We start from the raw sequence: 19,150 nt of genomic DNA on the forward strand, positions 1-19,150 counted from the left end.
CAATGCAGCATTTGACGACCGCACAGCTAAGACAGAAGTTCTTAGATTATTTCGCCAAACACCAACATCAGGTGGTGCCTTCGGCTTCTTTGGTGCCGGGCAATGACCCCACCTTGTTATTTAACAACGCTGGTATGGTGCCTTTTAAAGACGTGTTCCTGGGTGCTGAAAAGCGTCCTTATACTCGTGCCGCCAGTGCTCAGCGTTGTGTTCGTGCCGGTGGTAAGCACAATGACCTGGAAAACGTAGGTTATACCGCCCGTCACCATACCTTCTTTGAAATGCTGGGTAACTTCAGCTTTGGCGATTACTTTAAAGAGCAGGCCATTGCCTTTGCCTGGAAGTTTTTGACCGAAGATCTGCAACTGCCAAAAGAAAAGCTGTGGGTGACGGTTTTCACCGAAGACGACGAAGCCGCAGATATTTGGATTAACCAAATTGGTGTGCCTAAAGAGCGCGTGTCACGCATAGGTGCAAAAGATAACTTCTGGTCTATGGGCGATACCGGTCCTTGTGGTCCTTGTTCAGAAATCTTCTATGATCACGGTGAGGAAGTCTGGGGTGGTCCTCCGGGCACGCCAGAAGAAGATGGCGACCGTTATATCGAGATCTGGAACCTGGTATTTATGCAATTTAACCGTCACGCCGACGGTACCATGGAACCATTACCTAACCCATCTATCGACACAGGCATGGGTCTTGAGCGTATTGCCGCTATCTTGCAAGGCGTACACTCAAACTATGAAATCGATCTTTTCCAGGCCCTGATCAACGCCGCCGCTAAGGTGACTAACGCTCAGGATATGGAAGACAAGTCGCTGCGCGTAATTGCCGACCATATTCGCTCATGTGCCTTCTTGGTACTTGATGGTGTTATGCCTTCAAACGAAGGTCGTGGTTATGTATTGCGTCGTATTATTCGTCGCGCTGTGCGCCACGGTAATAAGCTGGGCGCCAAGGGCACCTTCTTCCATAAAATCGTGGCCGAGCTGGTGGCGCAAATGGGTGACGCTTACCCAGATCTTGCCAAGAAACAAGCCATTATCGAGAAAGTATTACGCATCGAAGAAGAGCAGTTTGGTAAAACGCTTGAGCGTGGTCTGGCGATTCTTGAAGAGCACCTAAGCACCTTGGAAGGGGACGTGATCCCGGGGGATGTGGTGTTTAAGCTTTACGATACCTATGGTTTCCCAGCGGATTTAACCGCGGACGTAGCGCGCGAGCGCTTTATGACCATAGACGAGAAGGGTTTCCAGGAGTGTATGGATGTGCAGCGCAAAAAAGCCCAGCAAGCGGGCAAGTTTGGCGCCGATTACAACACTCAATTACGCTCTGATAAGTCGACTGAATTTAAAGGCTATGATGCTGAGCAATACAGCGCCACGGTAGTGGAAATGTTTGCCGCCGGTGAGAAGGTCAGCCTGCTTAACGATGGCGAAGAAGGAATAGTGATCCTGAACCGCACTCCGTTTTATGCCGAGTCTGGTGGCCAGGTGGGTGACACAGGTGTGCTGGCAACGGCAAACGGTCAGTTTATCGTTACCGATACGCAAAAACTGGGTAATGCCTTCGCTCACCACGGTAAGGTGGTAGGTCAGATTGGTGTGAACGACAAGGTGGATGCGCGCATCGACGGTGAGCGTCGCGACCGCATTAAGAAAAACCACACCGCGACTCACCTTATCCATGAAGCTTTGCGTCAGGAGCTAGGTGAGCACGTGAACCAGAAAGGTTCATTGGTACAAGCGGATCGCCTGCGCTTTGACTTCTCACACTTTGAAGGTGTGACGCCAGAGCAATTGCAGCGCATTGAAAAGCAAGTGAATGATGAAATTCGTCATAACTTCGCACTGAAAACCGAATTGATGGCCATAGATGCCGCCAAAGAAAAAGGCGCCATGGCACTGTTTGGTGAAAAGTATGATGATGAAGTTCGCGTTGTTAGTATCGGCGACTACTCAATTGAGCTCTGTGGTGGTACTCACGTGGCGCGTACCGGTGATATCGGCTTATTCAAGATAGTTTCTGAAGCGGGTATCGCTGCGGGCGTACGTCGTATTGAAGCTGTGACCGGTGCCGATGCTATAAATCATGTTGCGGCGCAAGAAGAGAAGCTAACGCAAATCGCGGCGCTATTAAAAGCGGACAGTAGCAATGTGCTGGACAAGGTTCAAGGCCTGCTAGAGCGCTCTAAGGGCTTGGAAAAGCAAGTTAGTCAGCTTAACGATAAGCTTGCCAGTGCCGCTGGTGCCTCGCTGCTAGACGGCGCTAAAGACATCAATGGCGTTAAGGTATTGATTGCTAATGTGGCCGGTACACAAAGCAAAGCCCTGCGTGGCATGGTTGATGACCTGAAAAACAAAATGGGTTCGGGCATTATCGCTCTGGGTGTTGCCGATGGTGACAAGGTGAGTTTGATCGCCGGTGTGACCAAGGATCTAACCGGTCAGTTTAAGGCCGGTGAACTGGTTAACCATATGGCTGCTCAGGTTGGTGGTAAAGGTGGTGGTCGTCCCGATATGGCTCAGGCCGGCGGTACACAACCAGAACACCTTGACACTGCCCTAGCCAGTGTTGAGGCCTGGGTGAGCGAACGCGGTTAATAGCGGGCTGTATTAAACACAGTGGCGCTTTTAGTCCAAAAATTCGGCGGCACCTCGGTTGGCTCTATTGAGCGGATTGAGGCGGTCGCCGATATTATTATTCGTCAACGGCAACTCGGGCATCAGGTGGTGGCTGTGGTTTCGGCCATGTCCGGGGAAACCAATCGCTTGTTGGCCTTAGCCGGTCAAGTGGATGACAGACCCAGTACCCGAGAACTCGATGTGCTGGTCAGCACCGGCGAGCAGGTCACAGCCTCGCTCTTGTCCATGGCGCTGATCCGCCGCGGTTATCCGGCGGTAAGCCTGCTCGGCGATCAGCTGGGTATGAATACCGACAACCTCTTTACCAAGGCTCGCATACTGGATATCGACACACGTCGTCTGCGCCAGGAGCTGCAGCATGGTCGTATCGTTATTGCCGCCGGTTTTCAAGGTCGTGATAGCGAAGGCAATATAACTACCCTAGGCCGTGGTGGCAGCGATACCTCGGCGGTGGCCATTGCTGGGGCGCTTAACGCTGAAGAATGCCAAATCTACACCGATGTTAATGGTGTCTACAGTACCGACCCCCGCGTTGAACCCAAAGCGCGACGCCTTACCAGCATTGGCGTACCAGCCATGTTGGAGATGGCCAGCTTAGGGGCCAAGGTGCTGCATATACGTGCCGTTGAGGCGGCAGCCCAATACCGAGTACCTCTGCGAGTATTATCCAGTTTTGACCCCGACCAGGGCACTTTAGTTTTAAGCGATGAGGACGAGCCAATGCCACAGCAAAATGTCTCGGGTATTGCCTTTAAAAGGGAACAAGCGCTCATTTTTCTAAATAATTGTGACGCAAATCCTGCGACTTTGGCGAATATACTAGAGTTGTTGGCCCATAAAGGCATAGAAGTCGATGTTATTAATCAAGTTAATCAAAAAGTTGGCAAAGTAGACTATGCTATAAGTATACCCAGCTTAGAGTTGCGAGAAGCGCTTGCTGCGTTATCAAATACCGACCAATTTGCGGGCGTAAATATCACCATTCGGGACGATTTGGCCATGCTTTCTTTGGTGGGTGTGGGTATAAAAACAAATGCATCGATAAGTAGTCAGTTCTTTCGCGTTTTTGCTGACGAGAATATTGAGGTATTTATTGCTAGCTCTGGAGAGATAAAGCTTTCGGTGCTGATCGAACGGCCATATTTAGAGCTTGCAGTGAGGGCACTACATGCGACATTTGGCATGGCAGATGAATAATTAAGCAAAGTTTTTCTTACTTTTATACTAATTATTCATTAAAATGCTTTTGACGGAATTTTTGATTAATTTGGAATAATGGGAGCAAGAGAATGCTAATTCTTACTCGTCGCGTTGGCGAAACCCTGATGATAGGTGATGAAGTCACGGTTACAGTATTAGGTGTGAAGGGTAACCAGGTACGCATTGGTGTGAATGCACCTAAAGATGTATCTGTACACCGTGAAGAAATTTATATGCGAATACAAGCGGAAAAATCGGGTTCATCGAATCCGGGTAATGAGTAATACCGTAGATCACTGAGCCACTTTTAAAGTGGCTTTTATTTTTTCTGGGCCAGTATAAATTCCCTTACTTGGTCATTTAATATGGCGTTACTCAGATAATGGCGATAGCCCTTATTGGTCACCAAAACCACGCCTTTATCTGTGCTCACAGTCTTGCTGATATTTGTCCAAGCTAAAGCGCGGGTTTTACCGTTTGCCGCGGTGCTGATCCCTTGCTCATCGATTTTTAGTTCAACCTCGTGACCGGCGGCGCGAGAAATGCGTTGACGGGCTACCCACCAGGCCTTTTGATAGCGATACGCCACCATTTCTAACAAGGCCAAGGCAAATAAAAAATAGCCTACATAGTTGTTTTGTAGCTTTAGTATGCTAAATAGGGCGAGGGCAACTAAAAGCAGGATTAAAGCATATTTGGGCTGTTTGCGATTGCTCAATGGTAACGATTGCTCGTAGCTTTCGAGGAAGTAGTCTTTGTCTAAGATGTAAGTGGTGCTGTAGTTCATATTCGCTCGCTTAAGCCACTGCAAAGTAAGGGATGTTATGCGTATTTTATTCTTTATGGCGGCGCTGTTTATAAGCTCGGCCAGCTCGGTCCACGCCGCAGCGCAGCAATTTTTAGTACTGGGTGATATGCCTTATACACCCATTGACGAGGCCTTGCTCAGTGCCCCCGATGGGCAATTATACCAAGCGGTGCAGCAAACCCCACATCTATTTATGGCCCATGTGGGGGATTTAAAATCTGGCTCCCTGCCTTGCACCGATGACTTGCTGCAAAAAAATTATAATCTGGTGGCGCAATTAACCCGTGCGCCCTTTGTGTATACGCCCGGTGACAATGATTGGACAGATTGTGACAGGCCTGCTCTGGAGCCTGGTTTCGATGAACTAGAGCGTCTTGCCTATATTCGAAAACACTTTGCGCAATCCCAACTCTCCCTGCCTGATTATCAAAGGCAGCAAGAGCAGTTGGAAAATCAGGCTTGGCGTATCGATGGCGTACAGTACCTGACCCTGCATGTGGTGGGTACCAATAATGGTCGCTCGCAAATACTTAAAAGTTTGCCACAAAGCGCTATTGCCGCCGCCGAGCGCCGCGATAAATACAATATGCAGTGGCTTGCATCCGAGCTCGAAGGCGATGTTAACGCTGCAGTGATCTTTATGCAGGCGGATATCTATGCCACCAATAATTATGGTGCACCTTGCACACAGAAGTTACAGCAAGATTGTGATGCACTAGCACCGTATCGTCAGCACCTGGATACCCTGGCCGAGCAAGTGGCGTTTCCCATTTTACTGGTGCATGGTGATACTTCAGAATTTTGTTTCTCGCAGCGCGAGTCCGGGTTATGGCACCTCAATGCGCCGGGTGATTTTCGGGTATTGGATATTGCCAAGGTGAAAGTGCAGGATGTGTTGGCGGAACCTTTTGTGGTCAGTACACTGACTCACTCTGGTGCTATCCCTAAGTGTAAGTAATAAAAAGCCGCGCTTAAGCGCGGCCTTGGGATGCAAAGCCGAGAGTTTAGAATTGGAAGCGAACGCCCAATTTAAACTTACGACCCAGTACGTCATAGCTACTTGGGAAGGTGTTACCTGAGTTAAAGCTGGTACCACCTGCCTCGCCACCTACAACAGGTGGATCTTTCTCGAACAGGTTATCCACGCCCAGGCTGGCGGTAATATTATCGGTGATATGATAGTTGGCATAGAGATCGAAGTAGCTGTAAGAGCCGATACTACGGAATTCCTCATAGTAGTCATCGATAACCACTGGCTCAACATCTATACCATCCATATAGCGCCATTGTAGCGACAGGGTAAAATCATCCATGGCCCAGGTAGTACGCTGTACCGCACGTAGTTCGGCTAAAGGATCACAGCTGGTGCTGTAGTAACCCTTACAGTCGATCACTCGGGCCGTATCCGAGCTTTGCGACTCCTGAGTCAGATACTTATTAACTGTACCTGAGAATTGTAACTCACCCCAATCTTCCATCGGCCAGGCAAAGTTAAAGCCAAGCTCTATACCTTCAGCGCGGAGGTTTTTAAGGTTAGTAGTAAATTGCTCAATACCAGCCCCGGCAACGGTTAAATCACCGCCGACACGTTGGATCTTGGCACATTGTTCGGCATCGCCTTGTTGATAACAGGCATCAAGGATTTCCTGCGCTGAGAACTCGCCGATAATATCGTCGATATCTATGTCGTAGTAATCCAGACTGATGGTGAAGTTTTCCAAGGTATCAAACTCAGGAGTCCAGACAACACCCGCGGTGAAGGTACTTGCATCTTCCGCTCCCGGTGGGTTAGCTGGATCACTTCCGGCAATCACCTGTACCTGACCTGAGATAACATCCTGCACGTTACCTACTTGAGCTGCTGTCATGCCGGTAGACTCACATAACGCCTGTAAAGTTGCGTCTATATTACCTGCATTGGCTACAGAGCAAGGATCGCTCCCCGCGTTATCCAAACCTGTTACTACAGGAGCGGCGATTTCACCCACGTTAGGAGCCCGCGTTGCTTGTTGTTGCATCACCCTCAGCAGCACAGAGCTGACCGGACGCCAGTTAACGCCTAGCTTCCAAGTTTCGTTTGAGCCCACGGTATCGTAATCGGCCCAGCGGAAACCAAACTCAACATCCAATGTTTCAGCAAAGGCCATACCATCGATGACGGGTAGATAACCTTCAAGGAAGAACTCATCAACGCTAAATCCGCCCTCTATGGGTAATTGGTTACCACCGGCACCGCCTTGGCAGCTGGCTGGAGCAAGCTTCAAACACTCATCTGGCTCAAAAAGGCCTTTTTCCTTACGGTACTCGTAGCCGAAACTCATGGCTAAAGGCGCACCGGCACCTGGGATTTCGATAAACTCCACCGGACCATTGATGGTTGCGGTAGCGATGCGCTGGCTGTATTTCTGTTGCTGTAGGGCAATAGCGGTCGCATAGCCGGCCATTTCATCGGTAATGGTACCGAAACCACCAAAGAGGTTGATGGGCACACAGGTGGCATCGCCATTCAAACAGGTCACACCATCGGCGGTATCTAAGGCGTTTTGGATGTTAGTCAGGTTGGTATAACCGCCACGTACCGTGGTACGGTTTGACTCGCCGTATTGGAAACTTACATCATATTGCCAATCGTCAAAAACGTAGCCATTCACACCGGTAACGAATTGGAACAAGGAGGTATCGTAACGCTCGGTACGCGCACCTAACTCCAAGGTACGGCGACGCAGCTGCACGGTGAGATAATCTTCTTCATCCACTACACCATTGCCGTTAACGTCATCCCAATTGCTCTCATCAAGTAGTCCGCCGGACAAGGCGCCATTACCCGCATCTATCATAAATTGGCGTGCTTGATCGCCAATCAATGGGTTAAACAGGGGGAGGTTAAATGCCGAACCAAAGGTGCCCGAGGGCGCTACCTGGGTATCAACCGAGATAGAGCTGTAGGTGAGTGATGAATAGACTTCATGCTCTTCGGTCAGGTTATAGCGTGCAAGCGCGGTACCCGAGTAACGCTCAGAAGGAGTTTGGTAGAAGTTATAAGGGTTGAAGTTAAATACACTACAGGTATCCGCTGCAAGCGTGCCATCGTTTCTAAATTGTCCCGATGCACTGGCACCACCACCCACAATGGCAAAGCGTGTTGGAATTGCCGTTGTTGAACCGCCGCTTTCTACCGAGTTAGGTGCTTCACACCCAGCTGGTGCCGGGATAGGGGGCTCGCCATTTAAGAATTGCGCATAGTTGGCACCGTCGTCTGTGTTTATGCCTAGTAAACCAAGAGGGCGGTCGCCCAGGCGGATTTCCTTACGTTTGGTCCAGTCTAATGACAGCACCACGTTACCGCGATCATCTGCCAGGTTTGAACCTATGGTTAGTGAGATATTGTCTTTATCTCCGTCATTGTCACCGGTTTCCTGATGCGAAGTATTTAAGGCGATACCCTCAAAATTCTCTTTAAGGATAAAGTTTACCGCACCGGCGATAGCGTCCGAGCCATATACAGCAGAAGCACCACCTGTTACCACATCGATGCGTTCGACCAGAGCCGCAGGTATTACCGATGTATCTACCTCACCATTGTAGTTGTAGGGAAGCATACGGCGGCCATTGACCAGGATAAGCGAGCGCTCTGAACCTAGGCCCCGCAAATCAACGGTTGCAGCACCGGCAGAACCATTGTTCACGTTACTGCCATCACCTGGAATGGTGGATGGCAAGGTACGCAATACCTGCTCTACTTCGGGCTCTTGTTGAAAAGCAAGTTCTTGCTCACCGATGGAGGTTATGGGGCTGGCCGATACGGCACCAGGTTGACGGATACGACTGCCGGTTACGGCAATTACTTCGATATCTTTGTCGGCCTCTTCTTCACCCGCGGCTTGCGCCTGAGGGGCAATAAAGGCCATAGAGGAAATGCTAACGCCGAGCGCGAGTTGAAGCGCCAGCGCAAGTCTGGATTTTAACATTGTATTTCTCCCTAGTTATTAGATAGTTCTAATACTTCAGGGACAATCAAACTTCGGTTGTTCCTACTAGCGCAATAAAGCTTAGACGCTGAAAGTCAATAGTGCCAAGGGCTTTAGTCATATTGGTGTAAAATACTTGTTTCAAATTATCTTGGTCTTACCAATTAATCTAATGCTTGATGCGTTTAGTCCAGTCAAATCAGGTCATATCCAGTAAGTATTATTAATCATGGTTATATTCGATATTTTAATCGCATATATTCGTGTTTAACTTGAATTATCTCTTTAAGTAACTAGTTTTAAAGCCTATTAATAGCTTTAGAATGAATTTTAACATTGGTAATACCAATTTACACTGTGTGGACATTTCACTTTTATTTGATATGGTGTTGATTATGTGTTTACCAAAATTAACAAAAGTGCACTGGAGTGAGGATGAATATTACAGCACTGATGCTTGAAGCAGCGGGATTAATGGTCACCGGAATGCTGGTAGTTTTTATGTTTTTGCTGCTGCTTATTGGCGCTTTAAAGCTGATGTCGCATTTTCTGCAAGAAGATCAGTCGACAGGGGCGCAGTTATCGACAAGCAAAGGGCCAATCGCACAGGGCATACCTAAAGCCCATATCGCAGCCATTGCCGCAGCGGTTCACCAGTATAGAAAGCAATAATAATAGGGGGCACAGAATGTCAAAATTACATTTAACAGAGCTGGTATTACGAGATGCGCACCAGTCTTTACTGGCAACGCGTATGCGTTTGGACGATATGTTGCCCATAGCCGCCAAGCTGGATCAGGTGGGATATTGGTCCGTTGAATCCTGGGGGGGCGCCACCTTTGATGCCTGTATTCGTTATCTGGGTGAAGATCCTTGGCTGCGCATTCGCGAGCTTAAAAAGGCGATGCCAAATACCAAGCAGCAAATGCTGCTGCGCGGACAAAACTTGCTGGGTTATCGCCACTATGGCGATGATGTAGTGACCAAGTTTGTGGAGCGTGCGCACGCCAATGGCGTTGATGTGTTCCGTATTTTTGATGCCATGAATGATGTGCGCAACCTGGAAACGGCCATTAAGGCCGCGGTTAATGTGGGCGCTCATGCCCAGGGCACGATTTCCTATACGGTATCCCCTGTGCATACCTTGGATATGTGGTTAACCCAGGCCAAACAACTTGAAGATATGGGCTGTCATTCCATCTGTATTAAGGATATGGCGGGATTATTAAAGCCCTATGATGCCCATGAGTTGATCACCGGATTAAAACAAACCGTGTCCTTGCCCATCGCCATGCAATGTCATGCTACTACGGGCTTAAGCACTGCCACCTATCAAAAGGCCATAGATGCGGGAATTGATATGCTCGATACCGCAGTTTCCAGTATGAGCCAAACCTATGGCCACAGTGCCACCGAAACCATGGTTGCCATAGTTGAAGATACGCCAAGAGATACGGGCTTAGACTTGGGGCTGTTAGAAGAAATTGCTGCCTATTTTCGCGATGTACGTAAAAAATACGCTCAGTTTGAGGGCAGCCTTAAGGGCGTGGATGGCCGCATTCTTTTGGCTCAGGTACCTGGTGGCATGTTGACCAATATGGAAAACCAGCTCAAAGAGCAGGGCGCTGCGGATCGCCTCGATGAGGTACTCAAAGAGATCCCTCAGGTACGTAAAGACCTTGGCTACTTACCCCTTGTTACGCCAACTTCGCAAATTGTCGGTACCCAGGCGGTGTTAAATGTACTTACAGGTGAGCGTTATAAGTCCATCACCAAGGAAACCGCCGGGGTGCTGAAAGGTGAATATGGCGCTACGCCGGCACCTGTGGATAGTCTGCTACAACAGCAGGTGCTTAACGGTGCTGAGGCTATTAGCTGTCGCCCCGCCGATTTAATCGAGGCGGAGCTGGATAAACTGACCGCTGAGCTGGACGAACATGCGCAAACACAGCAGCTGCAGCTTGCCGATGAAGTTATAGACGATGTGCTGACCTATGCCTTATTCCCGCAAATTGGTTTGAAGTTCTTGGCCAACCGTAATAATCCGGATGCATTTGAGCCAGTACCAACTGCTGAGGTAAACCAAGGCACTGTCGCGCCTGCGGCTTCTTCGGTTGTGAAAGCGCCGGCTCAGGGCGGGCCTGAGCGCTACAGCATTAGTGTTGATGGCAAGGCTTATGATGTAGTTGTTGCCCCAGGCGGTGAGCTGGAAAGTGTTCGCGCCATCGCAGGTGAGGGTGAAAATCCGCCACAAAGTGCGGTAATAAGCAGTGGCGAAACCCTGAATGCACCACTGACAGGTAATATCTTCAAGGTGCTGGTTAAGCCGGGACAGCAGGTTAATGAAGGTGATGTGGTTATCATCATGGAAGCGATGAAGATGGAAACCGAAGTGCGCGTTTTACATGGCGGTAAAGTGGCCGAAGTGCTGGTGCGCGAAGGCGACTCGGTAAGCACAGGTGATGCGCTTATCGCGCTGGCCTAGGAGGAGCTATGGAAGCAGTCGTTAATCTTTGGCAGGCCACAGGCATAGCCAACTTTTCCGCCGGCCATTTGATCATGATAGCTGTGGGCTGTTTACTATTGTATTTGGCGATAGCCCGAAACTTTGAGCCCTTGCTTTTGGTGCCCATAGGCTTTGGTGCGTTACTGACTAACATCCCTGTGGCCGGTATGGCCGACCCCAACGGTCTTCTCTATTACGTTTACCATGTAGGGATAGATACCGGGATATTTCCCTTGTTGATCTTTATGGGTGTTGGGGCACTGACCGATTTTAGTGCCCTGATAGCCAATCCGCGCATGTTGCTATTAGGTGCGGCGGCACAATTTGGTATCTTCGCCACCTTGTTTGGCGCCATAGCCCTGAACTATGTGCCCGGCTTTGAATTTACCCTTAAAGATGCCTCGGCTATCGCCATTATAGGTGGCGCCGATGGCCCTACGGCAATATTCCTGGCTTCAAAATTGGCCCCAGATTTACTCGGTGCTATAGCCGTTGCTGCCTATTCCTATATGGCCCTGGTGCCCATTATTCAGCCGCCTATTATGCGGGCGCTAACATCGGAGCAGGAGCGCAAAATAGAAATGCCGCAACTGCGGGCGGTATCGAAGAAGGAAAAAATCATCTTCCCGCTTATGGTGCTGGCGCTTACCGCCATGTTCCTGCCGGCAGCGGCGCCTTTGGTAGGTATGTTCTGTCTGGGCAACCTGATGCGTGAAAGTGGGGTGGTGGATCGTCTCAGCGGCACGGCGCAAAACGAGCTGATCAATATCACTACCATCTTTTTAGGTCTGGGCGTGGGCTCTAAACTGGCGGCGGATAAGTTTTTAACCGTGGAAACCCTGGGCATATTGGCGCTCGGAGCTCTGGCATTTTCCATCGGCACCGCCTCTGGGGTGTATATGGCCAAGGTTTTAAACCGCTTTTCGAAGACACCCATCAATCCCTTGGTTGGCGCTGCGGGCGTGTCTGCCGTGCCCATGGCGGCGCGGGTGGTTAACAAGGTGGGGCTTGAAAATAACCCACATAACTTCTTATTGATGCACGCCATGGGCCCCAATGTTGCCGGTGTGCTTGGTAGTGCGGTGGCCGCGGGTATCTTGCTTGCCCTGGTAGGCTAAAATCGGTTAATTGGCTCTTCCTAGCCATTGCGCACCTTAGTTGTGAACTCACTAAGGTGCGCTTTTTTATGCCAAAGGTCGGGCACAAACTCACTCACTTCCGATGTATTAGGTGATAGCTAATCATTTAATACTGAGATATACAAGGTCGGGCTTTCAGCCCAACAAAGATGCGTATCATCACCCCATTGTCGACGCAAAGCCTCGTCCACAACACAAACCTCAGACAATCAAGGCGTTAACATGCTTGGTATGTTATAAAAGAAGTATTCAATTAAGGAGAAGATAAGCATGAATGCGATTTTGATTATCCTCGCTTTGTTTGTAGCCTTGGCCATCGCCGTGCCTTTATTAGAGCGCTATCAAGAGCAAATGGGGCTCAATAAAATGGTGCGCTTTCGTAAATACATTATCCCCCTGGTAGCTCTGAGCCTGATCTTACAGCTACTCTATTTGGCGTTTAAGCGCTAGCTAGTTTGCAGGCATAAAAAAAGCACCCTAAGGTGCTTTTTCTACATGTATATTTTCTCGGCGTATTACTTGTTATTCATGGCCAGCTGAATTTCGCGATCGCGCTCTAACTGCGCCAACAGGGTATCGGCAATAGGTTTGAACTTGGCTAGCTCACTAGCCGGCAGTGGCTCTGACTTAGGCAGCTTAACAGTTTTCGGGTTACGGTGAACACCGTTAACCAGGAACTCATAGTGCAGGTGAGCGCCGGTAACGCGACCTGTAGCCCCAACCGTACCAATTAATTGACCCTGTTTAACCTTCTCACCTTGCTTAACCTTGCGCTTATGCAGGTGCAGGTACTTGGTGACATAGGTATTGCCGTGCTGGATAAAGACATAGTTACCATTAAAGCGGTTATAGCCAGCCTTAAGTACGCGACCATTGCCTGCGGCAACTACAGGTGTGCCAGTTTTCGCAGCATAATCTATGCCGCGGTGTGGTTTAACTGTTTTCGTTACCGGGTGTAGACGGCGAGGGTTAAAGTTTGAGCTGATATATTTAAAGTTAACCGGGGCGCGTAAGAAGGCTTTTCTCATGCTGCGGCCTTGCGGCGTATAGAAGTTACCATCGCTGTGCCGCACAGCGGCGTAACGCTCGCCTTGGTTAATAAATTCGGCAGCAAGGATCTTGCCTGTACCAATATATTCACCATCCACATGGTGGGTTTCATATATCAAACTGAATTGATCGTCTTTGCGCAGGTCGTTGGCAAAGTCCACATCCCAACCAAAGATGGTGGCAAAATTCATAATTTGTTTTTCGCTCAGACCAGCACTGATCCCCGCGGTCCAAAAGCTACCGTTAATTGAGCCGGAAGCCGACTTGGTTAAGGTTTCAATTTCTTTGGAGTCGATGGCGGTGTCATAACTGCCTTCGTTGTTCAGAGTTACAAACAGGGTATCTGTTTTGCTGAGCACGTATTTTAACTGCTGCAATTCGCCTTGCTCATTTTTTGCAAAGCTAAGCACTTCACCGGGATGAATCTTGGTTAGTTTTTTGGTTTCTTCGTTGGTATTAACGAGTTTGTGCAGAGTTTGTGCGGAAAAGCCGGCGCGCTTAAAGATAACTGCCAGGCTGTCGCCATTTTTTACTTCAAAGTCTTGGTGTTCGTAGCTAGGCAGGGAAAGGGCTTCTTCGGCGGAATTAAGCTCGGCAATTTTTTCTTCATCTTCGAGTTTAACTTGCAGCTCGTAGCGTTTACCTACCTCTAGTGGTTTAGCATCGTTATCCTTTGAAGCCGTAGCTCGTTCCGTAGGTATAAGCATCAGGGTAACTATAGTCACCAAGAAGCCCATAATGAGCATTTTGTGTTTATTGGGGAGCTTGTGTACCACGCTTACCATAACCTACCTTTTTTGCCATAAAGGAAATAAAACTAACCAATGGCTGAGCATATATCTAATGTTGGCAAAATACCAGGGTTTTGTGCATTTAAACCGACGCCAAAGTGCGCTAGAATCGCGCGGTTAGCACATATTTTATCGGAGAAATAAATGACAGACTTGCAGACGGCACTGGCAGAAATTAAACGCGGTGCTGAGGAAATTTTACTCGAAGACGACTTGGTAGAGCGACTTAAGTCGGGGAAAAAACTAAGAATTAAGGCTGGTTTTGATCCAACGGCTCCAGATCTTCACTTAGGCCATACGGTGCTTATCAACAAGATGAAAACCTTCCAGGACTTAGGCCATGAAGTAATCTTTTTGATCGGTGATTTTACCGGCATGATAGGCGATCCAACGGGCAAAAATGTAACCCGTAAGCCTTTAACCCGTGAAGATGTGTTAGCTAACGCCGAAACCTATAAAGAGCAAGTCTTTAAAATCCTCGACCCTGAGAAAACCACCATTGCCTTTAACTCACAATGGATGGAAAACTTAGGTACAGCGGGAATGATCAAACTCGCGGCCAAACAGACCGTAGCACGTATGCTTGAGCGTGATGACTTTAAAAAACGCTATGCTAATGGCCAGGCGATTGCTATTCATGAGTTTTTATATCCTTTGGTGCAAGGATGGGATTCGGTGGCGCTTGAAGCCGATGTTGAGCTAGGTGGTACCGATCAGCGTTTTAACCTGCTAATGGGCCGTGAGCTACAAAAAGATGAAGGTCAAAAGCCGCAAACCGTGCTAATGATGCCATTGCTGGAAGGTACAGATGGCGTCCAAAAAATGTCGAAATCTTTGGGTAACTATATAGGTATCACAGATTCGCCTGAGGACATGTTCGGTAAAATAATGTCAATCTCCGATGATCTAATGTGGCGTTATTACGAATTGTTAAGTGCTTTGAGCCTGGAGCAAGTCGAGGCATTAAAGGCGGATGTTGCCAATGGCACTAACCCGCGTGATATCAAGATTGCCCTGGCCAAGGAAATTATCACCCGTTTCCACGATGAGCAGGCGGCGCAGCAGGCTCATGATGATTTCACTCAGCGTTTTTCTAAAAATGCTTTGCCAGATGATATCGAAGAGCAGACATTGGACTGTGCCGATGCTGAAATGATGATCACGGCCTTGCTTAAAGATGCGAATCTGGTTGCCAGTACATCCGAAGCCATCCGCATGATCAAACAAGGTGCGGTAAAAATCGATGGTGAAACCAAGGTTGATGACAGCAAGCTGATGATAGCCAAAGGCACAACCGCGGTATACCAGGTTGGTAAACGTCGCTTTGCCAAGGTGACTCTGGCCTAATAAAAAAGCCGTAGTGCTACAAAATGACTAAGCCACCTTCAGGGTGGCTTTTTTATGCTTTTTTAAGCCAAGAATAAAAACGAGATGATAATAACCAGCAGCCAAAGCCCATTGATACGCTCAATAATACTTAGTGCTGCCTTGATATCTTCTGCTTCTGGCTGACGATAAAGACCTATGCGCATACGTTCAAATCGCTGCCCTTGATAATAGGCCGGGCCGCCAAGTTGCACTTGCAATAAGGCACTAAACACACTGAGTATCCAGCCGCTGGGACTGTGATAAAAATGCTGTCCGTAATTGCGAATATAGCGCCAGGCTATTGCTCGGTATTTGCTAAATAGTGCCGGTAATAAATAGAGTAAAAGCGCAGGTAATTGGCACAGTGAAAGTAACCACTTACTTGCGAACAGGTAGCGGCTATTGGGTAAGGCATGCGCGCGCATGGCTCGGTGGAGTTGCCATAATAGCGCATAGGCGAAGCTAGCCTGATAGCCAGCCAGACAATATAGCAGCAAGGGGCTGAAATAGTCGTGCAACATGCGCAGTACCAGGATTTCAATATTGGCTTTGGCTATGCCTTGTGTGTTTAGGCGCTCTGCATCGCGATTGGCTAGTTTGCTCAGGAGTGCCTTAGCTAGGGGGTTACGTTCTTGTTGCAGGGCTTGGGCGATACGCTGACTGGTTTGGCGCAGTGGTGTTTCACCCAGACAAAAATACAGAACCAGCGCCGAGAGTAATTCTGGATAGAATACCAATTGGGCAAAAAGGGTCAGCATCAACAGGGGTAACAATACGCACAGGGCTATACTGGATATTGCCGCAAGGCCGAGATAACTGCTGCTATATTCTGGAGAATAAGTGCGGGCAACAAGGTTGCCAAAAGCAAGGCGCAACAGAGTAAAGGGGTGATACCAGGAGGGCAGTGGCAGCCATCGCGCTAAGGCGACGGCTGTCAATAACAGCAATAACTCAAGGTGATTGCTAAACGCCTCCAGCTGCATTTATAGGCTTACGTTGGAAAGCTTGGTTAGCATGGCCATGACCATGGCCGAAGAGTTTTTTGATGCTACCTCAAGGTAGGCTTCAAATGAGTCTGGAGATTCTTTACCGGCAATATCCGACAGCGAGCGGATCACCACAAAAGGGGTGTTAAGCAGATGACAGGCCTGAGCAATGGCCGCACCTTCCATTTCTACCGCCAACATGGTCGGGAATTGGGCTCTAGTTTGCTCGATACGGGCTGGATCACACATAAAGGAGTCACCGGTACAAACCAGTCCAACCAAAGACTGACACTGCGCCAGCTCGGCAATGGATTGCTCCGCTACTTTTATCAGCTCGGGGTGAGAAGTGTAAGCGGCTGGCATTTGTGGTACCTGGCCAAACTCATAACCAAAAGCGGTCACATCCACGTCATGGTGGCGCAGCTCATTGGCAATGGCAACATCGCCTACCGCCAGACGTTGATCAAAGCCACCGGCAGAGCCTGTGTTGATCACACAATCCGGGTGGAATTGTTCGACTAAAATAGTGGTAGCAACGGCCGAGGCAACCTTACCGATACCCGATTGCACCAAGGTCACTTCTTGGTCGTTTAATTGCCCGTGATAGAAGGTGAAGCCACCTTGCTCGAGTACTTCAACGTTACTCATCTGCTCACGTAAAATTGCAATTTCCGGCTCCATAGCGCCGATAATACCTACTTTCATAGCATCTCTAATTTATTGGCAAAAACAGCCCTTAGTATATCAAAGGCTGTATCGATATGGCATTAAATCTCCGCCAGCTGGGTCGAGGTGGTAATTGCTGGACTTTGCATCTGTGCCTTGGTTTGTGATGGCGACAGCACAGCTGGGTGGGCCGATTTTCGGGTGTTGCTAGTCTCACTCTTGCCAAGCTTAAATAAAATAGCGTTGCGCACATCCTCGGCGCGATAGCCGCTTTTTACCTTCATGCGAATATGGGGAATGCCGACGGTTTCCAGGGCGCCGCTGACAAACCAGTCGCGCTGGGCCTTATGTCCACCCTTGTTGGCGTTATTCACTAGATCCACGGCGGCGACTATGGTGAGCTGGTTTTTATCCAGTAGCACATAGTCCAGTTGCTTATTTTTAAGCTTGGTTAGGGCGATGCGCTTGGATTTGTTGGTAAGTCCGGCTTTGCAATCGATAATATCGGCCAGTTTTACCCGGCTGACGATGCGGTAGTTATCGCCCACGGCGCGCTCTAATAAAGAGAGGAAGGCGCTTTCGACCTGAGTATACATTTCCTTTTTACGAACAAAGGGGTAGGGGTTTTCGTTATTATCGGTAAACTTAGAGATCACCACCGAGGCGATAACCACCAGGACGAGAATTGATAACAGCGCGAATTCCATGAGTTACTCCAGAACGAATATTTGACACATAGGTTCTGAAAGCAATAAGCGTGCCTGAACTACCAGGCACCAAGAGCTTATTGAGAGATTTATCCATCTAGCCCTTAAGGCTGATAACCGTCGGCAATGCCTTTGGTGGCAATGGCCACGGCATCATGGGCATGGAGCGACTCATAATGGTTAATACGCAACCAAAAGTCCTGCACATGGGTATCTTGATTCAGGGTCGATTTGATCTTGCGCGCTGCATCTTCACAGAACATCAGATTTTCACCGTTAAGGCGAGCAAATTCCTGCTCGTCTTCACGTTTTACCGCGGTTTGCACTGGTGTTTTCAGGGTGTTTTCTATGGCATCGATCAGGGCCTGGAAGTTAAATGCTGAAACCTGGCTACCCAAGCGCACCTTCACCTCGGCTACCGAGCGTTGCGAATGCGGAGTGGCACTGATCCCTTCACTGCTGCCAAGCCAGGCATGAACATCGGCAAAGTTTAGCTCTTTGGCATCGAAATCGCGCACAAAATTGGCTTGAATAAGCTGTCGTGCCAGAGCCGCCGAGCAAGGGCAGGTTGATGAATAGGTCACTTTAATGCCAACTTCAAACTCCAGTTTGCCTTCATTGATGCGTGCATCTATGGCAATGGGGTAAAACTTCCAGCCGCTGTTATCGCTTAACAGAGCCGGGCGGCGAAGTGGTAAGTCAAAGGCCAGACTGATACGCGCCTGTGAACTGATATCACTGTGCGAGCTGATAAACTTATCCAATGTAGCCTTAATATTCAGCGGCGTTACCGCAGGGGCGCTGGAGAGTTCATCAAGTGCTAAAAACAGTCGCGACATATGAATGCCTTTGGCATTTTTGTCGATCAGGTTAACAAAGGCCTGAGCTTTGGCGTTTACAACCACGGGCGCAAGGCCGTCAGATTCGACCAGCAGCGGCAGCTCAATATCACTCATCCCTACCCATTCCAGTGTTTCTTGAACGGGGGCAGAACTCGTGTTAGCAATATCTGGCATGGCGTTGTGCATGGCCTTCCTCATAGGTAATACTGAAAAGCCCGATATTCTACCTGAAAATTAGCAAATGTGGAGTTTAGCGACGCTATAACTAGCTGTAGATGCAAAAGCGTGTTTCTTGTTAATAGGGTCTGTTGACCTTTGTTGTTTGTTTCTGCAGCAGTTTGTAGTGAATTTATACAAGGCGGCACATGTGTGGTGTAGTTATTCTACATAAACATGTAACAACACAGTAGAAATGCGCTACAAGCGCTGCCCTACGGGTTCATCTAAACGCATCCTGCTCTGTGTTGCTCGCTA

The 19,150-nt window shown here is 48.8% G+C and carries 16 protein-coding genes; 9 read left to right on the forward strand and 7 right to left on the reverse strand.

What is annotated here, in order from left to right; translation table 11 throughout:
• Positions 1-2: 2 nt before the first annotated feature.
• The 3 genes from alaS (at position 3) to csrA (ending at position 4,129) form a co-directional block, all read left to right on the forward strand.
• Positions 3-2,603, forward strand: a complete 2,601-nt coding sequence (gene alaS / locus WCN91_RS13565) for an alanine--tRNA ligase (protein WP_342679917.1) — start codon at positions 3-5, stop codon at positions 2,601-2,603.
• Between the two features lie 21 nt (positions 2,604-2,624).
• Positions 2,625-3,842 carry an aspartate kinase gene (locus WCN91_RS13570; RefSeq protein ID WP_342679918.1) on the forward strand — a complete coding sequence of 406 codons (1,218 nt, stop codon included), beginning with the start codon at positions 2,625-2,627 and terminating at the stop codon, positions 3,840-3,842.
• A 92-nt stretch (positions 3,843-3,934) separates the two neighbouring features.
• Positions 3,935-4,129 carry a carbon storage regulator CsrA gene (csrA, locus tag WCN91_RS13575; protein ID WP_105190613.1) on the forward strand — a complete coding sequence of 65 codons (195 nt, stop codon included), beginning with the start codon at positions 3,935-3,937 and terminating at the stop codon, positions 4,127-4,129.
• A 35-nt stretch (positions 4,130-4,164) separates the two neighbouring features.
• Here the strand turns inward: csrA and WCN91_RS13580 are convergent, their stop codons facing one another.
• The gene (locus WCN91_RS13580; RefSeq protein WP_342679919.1) at positions 4,165-4,632 is read right to left on the reverse strand and encodes a YcxB family protein; all 468 of its coding nucleotides are present in this window, start codon (positions 4,630-4,632) and stop codon (positions 4,165-4,167) included.
• Positions 4,633-4,669: 37 nt separating this feature from the next.
• Between WCN91_RS13580 and WCN91_RS13585 the strand changes: the two genes are divergently transcribed.
• Complete coding sequence (locus WCN91_RS13585) at positions 4,670-5,611, forward strand: hypothetical protein (RefSeq protein ID WP_342679920.1); 942 nt, start codon at positions 4,670-4,672, stop codon at positions 5,609-5,611.
• A gap of 46 nt (positions 5,612-5,657) precedes the next feature.
• On the opposite strand, the gene WCN91_RS13590 is transcribed toward WCN91_RS13585, so the two are convergent.
• Positions 5,658-8,621, reverse strand: a complete 2,964-nt coding sequence (locus WCN91_RS13590) for a TonB-dependent receptor domain-containing protein (protein WP_342679921.1) — start codon at positions 8,619-8,621, stop codon at positions 5,658-5,660.
• Positions 8,622-9,056: 435 nt separating this feature from the next.
• On the opposite strand from WCN91_RS13590, the gene WCN91_RS13595 reads away from it, so the two are divergent.
• The 4 genes from WCN91_RS13595 (at position 9,057) to WCN91_RS13610 (ending at position 12,716) form a co-directional block, all read left to right on the forward strand.
• Positions 9,057-9,293 carry an OadG family transporter subunit gene (locus WCN91_RS13595; protein WP_342679922.1) on the forward strand — a complete coding sequence of 79 codons (237 nt, stop codon included), beginning with the start codon at positions 9,057-9,059 and terminating at the stop codon, positions 9,291-9,293.
• Positions 9,294-9,309: 16 nt separating this feature from the next.
• Positions 9,310-11,106 (forward strand): sodium-extruding oxaloacetate decarboxylase subunit alpha, encoded by a 1,797-nt coding sequence (gene oadA / locus WCN91_RS13600; RefSeq protein WP_342679923.1) that lies wholly within the window; start codon positions 9,310-9,312, stop codon positions 11,104-11,106.
• Positions 11,107-11,114: 8 nt separating this feature from the next.
• Entirely contained in the window at positions 11,115-12,245 is a 1,131-nt protein-coding gene (locus tag WCN91_RS13605; protein ID WP_342679924.1) for a sodium ion-translocating decarboxylase subunit beta, read from the forward strand.
• Positions 12,246-12,536: 291 nt separating this feature from the next.
• Positions 12,537-12,716, forward strand: a complete 180-nt coding sequence (locus WCN91_RS13610; RefSeq protein ID WP_342679925.1) for a hypothetical protein — start codon at positions 12,537-12,539, stop codon at positions 12,714-12,716.
• A gap of 65 nt (positions 12,717-12,781) precedes the next feature.
• Here WCN91_RS13610 and WCN91_RS13615 read toward each other — a convergent pair whose 3' ends face one another.
• Positions 12,782-14,101 (reverse strand): peptidoglycan DD-metalloendopeptidase family protein, encoded by a 1,320-nt coding sequence (locus tag WCN91_RS13615; protein ID WP_342679926.1) that lies wholly within the window; start codon positions 14,099-14,101, stop codon positions 12,782-12,784.
• Between the two features lie 150 nt (positions 14,102-14,251).
• Between WCN91_RS13615 and tyrS the strand changes: the two genes are divergently transcribed.
• Positions 14,252-15,454, forward strand: coding sequence for a tyrosine--tRNA ligase (gene tyrS / locus WCN91_RS13620; RefSeq protein ID WP_342679927.1), 1,203 nt, complete (start codon positions 14,252-14,254; stop codon positions 15,452-15,454).
• 62 nt (positions 15,455-15,516) lie between these two features.
• Here tyrS and WCN91_RS13625 read toward each other — a convergent pair whose 3' ends face one another.
• From WCN91_RS13625 to folE2, 4 genes are all read right to left on the reverse strand, one after another.
• Positions 15,517-16,458, reverse strand: coding sequence for a cobalamin biosynthesis protein (locus WCN91_RS13625; RefSeq protein ID WP_342679928.1), 942 nt, complete (start codon positions 16,456-16,458; stop codon positions 15,517-15,519).
• On the reverse strand, positions 16,459-17,166 hold the full coding sequence (mtnN, locus tag WCN91_RS13630; RefSeq protein WP_342679929.1) for a 5'-methylthioadenosine/S-adenosylhomocysteine nucleosidase: 708 nt from the start codon (positions 17,164-17,166) through the stop codon (positions 16,459-16,461).
• 62 nt (positions 17,167-17,228) lie between these two features.
• Positions 17,229-17,834: a DUF2726 domain-containing protein gene (locus WCN91_RS13635; protein ID WP_342679930.1), complete on the reverse strand. Its 606-nt coding sequence runs from the start codon at positions 17,832-17,834 to the stop codon at positions 17,229-17,231.
• A gap of 104 nt (positions 17,835-17,938) precedes the next feature.
• Complete coding sequence (gene folE2 / locus WCN91_RS13640; protein WP_342679931.1) at positions 17,939-18,862, reverse strand: GTP cyclohydrolase FolE2; 924 nt, start codon at positions 18,860-18,862, stop codon at positions 17,939-17,941.
• Between the last annotated feature and the right edge of the window lie 288 nt (positions 18,863-19,150).

The sequence above is a fragment of the Pseudoalteromonas qingdaonensis genome (assembly GCF_038739665.1).
Lineage (GTDB): Bacteria > Pseudomonadota > Gammaproteobacteria > Enterobacterales > Alteromonadaceae > Pseudoalteromonas > Pseudoalteromonas qingdaonensis.